The sequence below is a fragment of the Shimia sp. R9_2 genome (assembly GCF_017743735.1).
GTDB lineage: Bacteria > Pseudomonadota > Alphaproteobacteria > Rhodobacterales > Rhodobacteraceae > Shimia.
The window spans coordinates 473,088-482,896 of record NZ_JAGHRO010000003.1; the positions used below are offsets into that span (position 1 = coordinate 473,088).

General features: G+C 54.8%; 6 protein-coding genes. 5 read left to right on the plus strand and 1 reads right to left on the minus strand.

Features of this window, described 5'->3' with window-relative positions:
* Window positions 1-115: 115 nt before the first annotated feature.
* A complete protein-coding gene (locus J7400_RS10880) occupies window positions 116-832 on the minus strand; it encodes a hypothetical protein (protein ID WP_209062991.1) in 717 nt (238 codons plus the stop codon).
* A 106-nt stretch (window positions 833-938) separates the two neighbouring features.
* On the opposite strand from J7400_RS10880, the gene J7400_RS10885 reads away from it, so the two are divergent.
* From J7400_RS10885 to J7400_RS10905, 5 genes are all read left to right on the plus strand, one after another.
* Window positions 939-1,886, plus strand: a complete 948-nt coding sequence (locus J7400_RS10885; protein WP_280638002.1) for a LysR substrate-binding domain-containing protein — start codon at window positions 939-941, stop codon at window positions 1,884-1,886.
* A gap of 313 nt (window positions 1,887-2,199) precedes the next feature.
* Window positions 2,200-3,582: a TolC family protein gene (locus J7400_RS10890; RefSeq protein WP_209062997.1), complete on the plus strand. Its 1,383-nt coding sequence runs from the start codon at window positions 2,200-2,202 to the stop codon at window positions 3,580-3,582.
* A gap of 68 nt (window positions 3,583-3,650) precedes the next feature.
* Complete coding sequence (locus J7400_RS10895; RefSeq protein ID WP_348540174.1) at window positions 3,651-5,771, plus strand: type I secretion system permease/ATPase; 2,121 nt, start codon at window positions 3,651-3,653, stop codon at window positions 5,769-5,771.
* The gene (locus J7400_RS10900; RefSeq protein ID WP_209063001.1) at window positions 5,771-7,084 is read left to right on the plus strand and encodes an HlyD family type I secretion periplasmic adaptor subunit; all 1,314 of its coding nucleotides are present in this window, start codon (window positions 5,771-5,773) and stop codon (window positions 7,082-7,084) included. Before J7400_RS10895 ends, J7400_RS10900 begins: the two co-directional genes overlap by 1 nt.
* Window positions 7,085-7,299: 215 nt before the next feature.
* Window positions 7,300-9,809: tandem-95 repeat protein (locus J7400_RS10905; protein ID WP_209063003.1), on the plus strand; the 2,510-nt coding region annotated here is incomplete at its 3' end.

Genomic DNA, 9,809 nt, shown 5'->3' on the forward strand with positions numbered 1-9,809 from the left:
GATCATCGCTGAATGATCACAGACGGGCGCTCTCAGCACGTGCCGACGCGATGCCGACGGAAACCCCATCGGCATCGCATTGGTTTTTCGGACAACATGCCAATCACGTGTCGGATTACTCCGCTGGGGTGGTGTTCCCCATACCCTTGGCCTTCGCCCATTCGTCAGAGCTGAAGTAAAGGGTGCCGCAGAGCCAATCAAAGAGCGGCAGAGTGATGTTGAAGTTGCCTTCTGCCATCAGGTGACGGTTGTGGTGCACCGTGTGGAACAGTCGCAGATAAGTCCAACCTGGGATCAGTTTGAAGATCCGTTCGGTGACAGAGCCTTTCTGCAGGTGGTAGCTGAAGTGCAGCACCTCATATGCCAGATAGCAGCACATGATGGTCACAAACGCCAACCAGCCATAGTTCCAGCCCAGTACAAAGTAAGACACAAGGCCCGCAGGCAGCGCGAACACGACCGCAGTCGCAACCAACAGCGCGATCGGGAAGATCACAACACGCCAGTCGAGCACCATCTGATATTCCATGTCATGCACGACAAAGAACGTATGGTGGTCGCCGGTGTGGCGCTGGTAGAAGAACTTGAACAGATCTGTCTTCTTGTGACCCCAAAAGCAGTGGGTGTACCACTCTGCCCAATTGTAGACGACATACAACGCCACAACGAACAGGATCTGCAAAAGGGTGACATTTTCCAATTGGGAAATGCCGAAACTGATCAACCCGCCTGCTCCGAAGAGAACAACAGAGAGGTGTAGAAAACCACTGTAGTTGGGGCTGATAGCTGCGCGATAGCGAGCGCGAAATTTTTCGCGTGCTTCATCGTTCATGGCTCGTTCCTCCCTAGTTAAGCCAACTAGGGCAATAATAGGAGGCGTTGATATCACGTCTAATATATTACAAAACCATATTATAACTTTGGTGAATGAACTCGCAATGTTAAGAAATCATGACTTAAATTTGCTTCCAATCTTCGAAGCCCTTATGCGCGAACAGCATTTGTCGCGTGCTGCAGAGCGTCTGAACATGAGTCAGCCAGCCGTCAGCAACGCACTAAAACGGCTGCGGCTGGAGTTTGAAGACGACCTTTTTGTGCGGACAGCGCGCGGTCTAAAACCAACTCAAAGGGCATTTGATCTGCATGAGCGAATCCAACCGGCATTGGTTTCTATCCTTGATGGCTTTGAGGATCGCGGCTTTGAAGCCGAAACCTTTTCCCGAACAATCACCATCGCAATGAACCATGCCGTTGAATACCTTTGGGGCGGCGCGTTGCTGCAGGCCATCCGCGCGCAGGCCCCCATGGCCAAACTCAAAGTGCATCCAGACTACAGCGACGACATACCTAATCAACTGAAAGCGGGCCACCTCAGCTACGCCGTGGACTACAACCCCTTGCCCGAAGATCAGTTCAGCTCAATCGCTTTAGCGCATGAGAAACTGACACTGATCTGCTCTGCGGATCATCCAAAGGCCAACTCGGGCTTTGACATCGCGGATTTTGAAACTCTGCCCCAAGCCTCTCTCCTACGGCGCTCAGAGTGGATCCGCTCCAAAAACAGCAGACGCCACACGCCGCTTGAGTATCTCATGGGTGAAGAGCTGCCCAACCGAAACGTTGTCGTTCAGGTGGCAAGCTTCCTCTCGATCCCCAGTATCGTCGCCTCCACGGATTTGATAGCGGTTGTGCCACAGCAGCTTGCCGACCCGCTCCTGCAAACCGGTGCGCTATGCGCCCACGATCTGCCCTTTGAGTGCCCTGACGTTGTCTTGCACCTGTTTTGGCACAAGAGTCGGAACCGCGATCCTAGCCATATCTGGCTTCTGGACCTCCTCAAGGACCGCGCAAGAGTGGCTTTTGGTGCGATGCCTGAGCGACAATAACGAGAGCAAACCCACTGGCAAAAAGAACGCCTTTATGCCTCTCGTAAAGATTGCATCCGTCGCTCCGACCAAACCGTTATGGTTAATTCTCCCCCAGCGAAACCTAATCGTTCTGCACCAATTTTGTGACATCATCAAAACGCTTTTGCGCCAAGCCAGAAAGGCTCAAAGGGCATTCATCCAGCCTTTCCATTACCCACCTGCGCTACCTCCAAACCCAGTATTCGTTTGATTTTGAGGGGCAAAATGGCGTATCGCTTACGAAGAACGACTTTTAATCAGTACTTTCATTTTATGTCACTTCGTTTGATCCATGAAAAATCTTTTTGCCTTCGCGGCGGTCGCGACTACCTGCATTTATTCGGTTTTCCCTCAAGATGCCCGCGCTGAAACGCTGGTAGATGCGGTCTACAATGCCGTGTCAAACAGCGAAGCCCGCAAGGCGGCCATTTCCGGGATTGAAGCCCAAGGGCGCATGATCACTATCGCCCAAGGCGACAAGCGTGCACAGGTCAATTTGTTTGGCAGCGTGGCGGCCGAATGGGTCGATGACCCCACGCTGGATGCCGCGGACAATCGGGACACAAAATTCGCGCGCATCATCGGCGTAGATGTTCAAGTCAATCTGCTCGATGGCATGCGCGCCATGAACCGGATCTACCGCGAAGCGACCTTACTGGATGCGGAGATCATACGCCTGTCCGATGCGACCGAGACTTTGGCGTTGAATGCGATCCAAGCCTATATCGACGTGGTACGGCACAGAAATATCGTTGAGGCGTCGCGACGCAATCTGGCGCGCCACGGCGAAATCTCTCGGCAGGTCGCGGAACAAGTCGATGCCGGGAAACTGTCCGAAGCAGATCGTTTTCGTGCCAATGACAAGTTGCTGGCCGCCCAACTCGCGCTTGCAGAGTCTGAGGCACAACTCGGCGATGCGGACTCCCAGTTCGAGTTGGTGACCGGCAAACGGCCGACATCAACTTTGTCGCGTGCCTTCCATATGCACACGCCGCCCTCCGGCGAGGCGGTTGAAACCGCCGCTGTCACCAACAGTTTTCAGATGCGTCTGGCACAGACCGATATTCAGGCCCAAACCTATCAGGGCGCAATTGACGAAGCTGATTGGAAACCCCGCTTAGACGCCTTTGTCGGCGCCGACATTGGTCAAAACCAAGAGGGTGCACGTGGAACGGATTCGACAATAGCTGCCGGAGTGCGGCTGAACTGGACCCTCTATAAGGGCAACACCAGAGAGGCCACGCGCGCCCGTAACCGCGATTTGCTCATCCGGGCCCACTACCGCTTAAAGCAGGTGGAAAATGAAGTCCGCGATTTTGCACGGCGCGCCTGGAATTCCTACGATTCAGCTCGTGAACGCAAACTTCTGTTAGATCGCTCCGTCTCAACCAACGAATTGATTGTGGAAGCCTTCCGGCAGGAATTTGAAGCTGCCAAACGGCCGCTGCTTCAGGTTCTTGATGCGGAGCGTGCCCTTTTCAACCTTCGCATTCGTCAGATCAACGCCTCTGCTGCGCATCACTATCAAGGCTATCGCGTGCTCGCAGCGCAAAGCAAACTCTCCGATCATTTTGGTCTTACCAAAGAAGGGCGTGCGCTCAACGCGGACTTCGAAGATCGCGTCAAATCCGCGCCAATGGATCGGTTTGACGTCTCTGCCCCTGCCCTTGAGTAGAGCCCGTCGCAGTGGCTGACCCTGATCTTTACACCCCTTCCAATGAACTTCGCAGCGCGCTTGACGTCGTGTCTTGGCTGGCGCGCTATCATGGTCGACCGTTTGTTAAAACCGGTGTGACCGGGCGCCTACCTGAGGGGTTCGAAACGGATGGCGCCTCCGGATTGATACGCGCGCTCGACGTGGTCGGCCTCAAGGCCAAAAAAGTGAAACGCAGCCTAGCGCAGCTTGATCGCGGCAGCTTACCCGCCGTGCTTATTTCCAAGTCACCGGCCCCGAAAATCCTTGTGGGACTGGATGACAAAGCGCGAACCGCCTCAATCGTTGATCCTACTACAAACGAAAGTGATGAGGTCCCGACCCGTTCTCTTTCTCGCCAGATAACCGGTGAGGTTCTGTTGGTTGCGTCAAAGGAAGCTTCGACCTCCTCACGTCTCAGCCCGGATGCACAAAAGATCGCCCCAAATGGTGGGCATTGGCTCTGGTCAGAACTGGCCCGCCACAAATCTGCATGGTTGCAAGTGTTTCTGGCGGCCTTTGGCGTCAACTTGGCTGGGCTAGCTCTGCCGATTTTTGTGATGAATGTCTTTGATCGCGTGATCCCAAACCTTGCGTTTGTCACTTTGATCACCCTTGCGATTGGGGTCGGGCTGGCGCTCGGGCTGGATCTCTTATTGCGGCTCCTGCGTAGCGCAATCATTCAAAGAGTGTCGCGCAGAGCCGACTTAGCCTTGGCCTCCCGCCTGTTTCAAATGGCGCTTGCGCAGAAAATTCTGGCCCGCAAAGGCGGTGCAACCGGCGCAATCACAAATTTGCGCGACTTTGAAGTGGTGCGGGATTTCTTCACCTCCTCTACCTTGATCGCGCTCATTGATCTTGCTTTTGTCGGCATCTTTCTAACGGTTCTCACTATGATTGTGGGTCCGCTTGCCTGGATACCAATCGCAGCTATCCCAGTGATGATCGCCATTGCAGTTCTGGCGCAGGTGCCAATTGCCAGATCCGCGCGACAGGCGCAGCAAATGACCGTGAAACGCAACCAGGTTTTGATAGAAGCACTGACCGGACTGGAAACCGTCAAGAGCGTCGGCGCAGAGCCAGTGTTGTTACGCGAGTGGGAGAACGCGGTGGCAGCATCGTCGCGGGTAACGGCCCAAACCCGAAACTGGGCGAACTTCACAGGATCAGCCACGGTTCTTGTGCAACAGGCCGTCAGCGCGGGGATCATTTGTCTGGGGGTGTTTCTGGTGTCCAAAGGAACCGTCACCATTGGGGCCCTGATTGCGGCCAACATTATGGCAGGCCGTATCCTTGCACCGCTTGCAGGTATCACGCAGACCATCTTCAGGGCCAACTTTGCGATCTGGTCCATGAGGTCGATTTCACGCTTCGTGGAAACAGAAATCGAGCAACGCGAAGCCTTGCGCAGCGATCTACAAGTCAGAGAAGGCAAGATCGAATTGCGTGAAATAAAATTCACCTATCCCGACATGCAAACTCCAGCGATTTCTGGCGTATCTGCGTTTTTCGAACCCGGCAGCACAACCGCCTTACTGGGGCGGATCGGTTCGGGGAAGTCTACACTCGGCAAGCTGATCAACGGTCTCTACCAGCCCCAAGAAGGCACTTTGTTGATCGATGGTCATGAAATCGCGCAGTTTGAACCCGCAGCCGTCCGCGCGGGCGTAGGCTATCTGCCTCAGGATCCGCTTCTGTTTACAGGCACCATCCGCGAAAACATCACGCTGGGTGTGCCGGATGCCACAGATGCCGAAATTATGAGAGCATTACATTTGGCGGGGCTCGATTCCTTTGTTGCAGGTCTACCTGAAGGGTTAGAGTACTTCGCGGGGGAAAGAGGTGAACGGCTTTCTGGAGGGCAAAGGCAGGCCCTGTCTCTGGCGCGCCTTTTGCTTCGTCGACCGAAGTTCATCTTCCTTGATGAACCAACCAACGCAATGGATCATCAAAGCGAAGCTCTAGCAATTGAGCGGCTGCGTCTGTTGCAAAAAGAAGGTGTGGGCATGATTTTATCCACGCACCGGATGTCTCTTGCAGCGCTCGCAGATCGTTTCATAGTGATCGAACAGGGCCGCAAGGTGCTTGATGGACCACGCGCCGAGGTAATGCATCAACTGTCACAAACAACTTCTGCCGAGCGACAGATAGAACATAAGGCAGCCGAGTGATGTTTTCCATGCGGATAGAAGACGAAGAATTCGTCAATCGCCCGGGAGGCCAGGACGCAGGAAAAGGGCTTTGGGTCTTGCTGCTGTTTGTGATCGCCCTCATTGTAGGGTTCGTGTTTTGGGCAGCAACCTTCGAAATCGAAGAAGTGACCCGAGCTTCTGGCCGCGTTGTACCCAGCTCCCAAGTTCAAACAGTGCAAGCTCCCGAAGGAGGTATTGTGTCTGCAATCCATATCTCAGAAGGAGATGTGGTCGAGCCTGGTCAGGTGCTCTTTCAGATCGACGATACTACCGTGCAATCCAATCTTGGTGAATTGGAACAACGTTATCAGGCTTTATCCGCTGAACTTGTGCGGCTCAGAGCGGAAGCCGAAGGGACAGATACGCTTGTATTCCCGCCGGAACAGAACTGGAATGACAGGCTCATCGCGGCAGAAATAGCCGTGTTTGACACCCGGCGAAGCCAACTGGATCTGGAGATCAGCGTTTTGCAAGATCGCCTGTTACAGCGGGAAGCCGAGCTTGTGGAACTGACCGCAAAACGCGCGCGCCTTGAAGCGGTCGCCGCCCCCCTTCGGCGGGAAGTCCAAATCTCTGAAGGCCTCTTTGCAAGCGGATCGGTCCCCGAGATCGAATTACTTCGCCTTCGAGGGCAGCTGGCAGAAATCGAAGGCGACATCACCGTCTCAGAGGCCACCGAACTCCGTGTCCGCGCGAGCATTGCCGAAACCGAAAAACAGATCGGCTCTGCCCAATCATCCTATGGTCTCACAGCGCGGGAGCGTATCTCGGTGGTGCTTGGAGATCTGGCAGTGGTCGAGGAAACACTGACCGCCGCGAGAGATCGGGTCTCGCGCACAGACTTGCGTGCGCCTGTTCGTGGAACTGTCAATCGGATTTCAGTCACAAATGTCGGGAGTGTCGTCCAACCCGCGATGACACTGGCTGAAATTGTTCCTCTGGATGACACGCTGCTGATTGAGGCAGAGGTTAGCCCACGAGATCTGGCCTTTGTCCGGGTTGGGGCAGATGCGTCCGTCAAGATCACGGCCTATGACTATCTGCGCTATGGTGACCTCCCTGCCCAAGTAGAACGCATCGGCGCGGATGCGCTCAACAACGCTGACGGCGTGCCCTATTTTCAAGTCATGCTACGCACCGAACAAACCTCATTGGAAGGTGACAACGGGGCGCTCGACATCTCTTCGGGAATGGTTGCAAGCATCGATATACAAAGCGGCCGCAAAACGGTGCTCGAGTATCTTATTCGCCCTGTATTACGCGCCCAGCACGAGGCTTTGCGCGAACGCTAGCAAGACAGATACCGGCCAGAGGTCTAGGCGAGATCTGTCGCACCAGATGAAATCTCAAAACATAACAGTTACTTAAATCAGCCTCACATCTAAATTGTGGCATTTATTTACAATTTGATTTAATTTTCTCTCCAATTGTTTTTAGAGCCGCCTGGCGTTTCACGCCTCAATATTCGCGGACGTGTTTTTGTATCGGTTGTTCCTGGGGACTGCCCATGAGTATTAGTAAGTTCGACCGCCCTGATAGCGGCGAAAACGAGTTTGTGGTTGTGGCGGATGGGTCAGAGGTTCTGACCCCGAATGTTGAAGCCCTCTTTCAAGGCGACTACGCCAAGGACGGCCAAGACCTTGTCATCTCTTTTGATGGCGCAGAAACACTGCGGGTCGCTGGGTACTTTACTTTCGCCTCTCCTGCAGCGCTGATCGCCCCCAATGGTGCGAAAATCCAGGGCGCAGATGTGGCTCGGATCGCTGGAGCCGGTATCGATACGCGCACAGCAGCGTTAAAGACCGAAGCGACTTTCCAACAAACAGATATCACGCAATCAGATATCGTTCCTGTTCAAGCGCAAGCGTCATCTGACGCCATCGGACAAGTTGATACGATTGAAGGCGTGGTGACGGTCACCCGCGCAGACGGCTCTACCGTCCGGCTGAATGACGGCGCTTTGGTTTTTCAAAACGATGTGATCCAGACCGGCGCTGGCAGCACGGTATCTTTGGTATTTATCGACGGAACGATTTTTACCTTGGCGCAAGACAGCCGTATGATTTTGGACGAGCTGATCTATGATCCTGACGGCTCAGACAATTCCGCAGCGTTTAATCTGATACAGGGCGGCTTTGTTTTTGTGGCTGGACAAGTTGCCAAAATCGGCGACATGGAGGTGAACACACCCACTTCCACAATCGGCATCAGAGGCACAACTGTGGAAGTGCGCATCGTGGTGGTCAACGGTGTGACAGAAGTTGTCGTCTCTCTCTTGCCAGACTGGCCAGACGGCGCTCTCGGCAGCATAGATTTGTTTGATCAGAACGGGAATTTTGTCTCTTCCCTTTCCGACCCAGAAACCAGCTGGATTGTATCCCCCGTCGATGGCGAAACGCGCCCAGTGCCACGTGCCCAGGTGGTTCAAGCGGACTCGGAGGCGCTACAAGTCCAAACCAATGAGGTGACAGAACGCGCCGAACTACGTCTGGAGAACAGCGGAAGCTACATAGACTTTGACGGAACAGGCACGGGCGAAGCAGGGCCTGACGGCGGCGGACAGGCAGCCCCCGGCGACGCCCCCCCTGCCCCGGCTCCCACGCCTCAAGATGGTGGCGGTGGTCAAGATGCAGCACCACCCCAGGATCAAGGACAAGTCCCTGGTGACCCCGAAGGCGAAGAGACAGTCCCTCAAACTCCCAATGACGCGGAAATTCAGGGCGAAGACGACGCCTCGCTTCAACAAGACGGCCAGGAGCAATTTGCGGCGGTCGCGCCTTCCGAAGTCGACAACTCCGAGACCTCAGCAGAAAGCGTCGCCGCTCTTGCCCTTGCGCAACTAGACGCCGACGGCGGGGATCTTGGGCTTGAAGGCGTAACCAATTTGGTTGCTGGCGAGGACGGCTTAGACACAGGCTCCCTTGGCACTGCTGATCCGGGGCTTGGTCCGGGTACAGAACCCGCTGACACCGGAACCTTTTCTTCCGATCCAGGTCTTGGTGACACCACAAGTGGTGAGTCTTTCACGCAAGTTGGTGCGCCTGAGGCACAAACAACGCCCGCACCACCCCCTCCGCCAACAAACTCTCCAGTTAATGACGCTTCTTCAGGTCAAGACGGAGGATCCTCTTCATCTGGTGGCACCGAAAGCGCAGAGCTAGCGACCGAAAATACCAATTCTGAGCTGGCTGAAGATACCTCGATGTCACTGAATCTCGCTAGTGCGGTCAGTGGTGCCAATGGCTCAACGCTCTCCTTCACCGCAACAAGTGCCCCCTCAAACGGCGTTGCGACCCTGCTGACAAACGGGGATGTGACCTACACGCCAAATGCCGATTTCGCAGGCACCGACAGCTTTACCTACAATGTGGAGAACGAACAGGGCGACAGCACGTCCGGAACGGTGACCTTTTCGATCACCCCCGTCAACGATGCGCCGATTGCAGCAGACGACAGCGGATTATCCACTGCGTATAATATGCCCTTGGCGATCGACATGTCCGCACTTTTGGCCAATGACACCGATGGTGATCCAGAAACTGTGCAGCCCCTCACAATGCTTTCGGTTGGCTCTGCGGTAGGAGGCACAGCTGAGCTCTCAACAAGTGCTGTAACCTTCACGCCAGACGCAAATTTTAGCGGGCAAGCCAGCTTCACGTATGAAGTTTCTGATGGTGCCGGCGGGCTAGCTACGGCAACAGTGCTCATCGAGGTCTCTGAAAACACGCCCCCCATCGCCGCAAACGACGCCATTAGTACCTTCGAGGACAGCGCATCCACAATTGATCTGCTGCAAAACGCTTTAGACGCTGACGGTCATGCTGTTTCATTGGCAGCGGTTGAGCAACCTTCCAACGGCACTGTGGATTTGACGATTTCTGGAGAGGTCATCTACACGCCCGATGCGGATTTTTCCGGGAGTGACAGCTTCAGCTACACCATTGATGACGGCAATGGCGGGCAGGACACCGGCACCATCACCATCACGGTCGCCGCAGTCAATGATGCCCCCGCCAC

Bases quoted from the DNA above. Each gene is read 5' to 3' on its own strand.
- J7400_RS10900 (WP_209063001.1), top strand. From the start codon at position 5,771: ATGTTTTCCATGCGGATAGAAGACGAAGAATTCGTCAATCGCCCGGGA.
- J7400_RS10890 (WP_209062997.1), top strand. From the start codon at position 2,200: ATGAAAAATCTTTTTGCCTTCGCGGCGGTCGCGACTACCTGCATTTAT.
- J7400_RS10885 (WP_280638002.1), top strand. From the start codon at position 939: ATGTTAAGAAATCATGACTTAAATTTGCTTCCAATCTTCGAAGCCCTT.
- J7400_RS10880 (WP_209062991.1), bottom strand. From the start codon at position 832: ATGAACGATGAAGCACGCGAAAAATTTCGCGCTCGCTATCGCGCAGCT.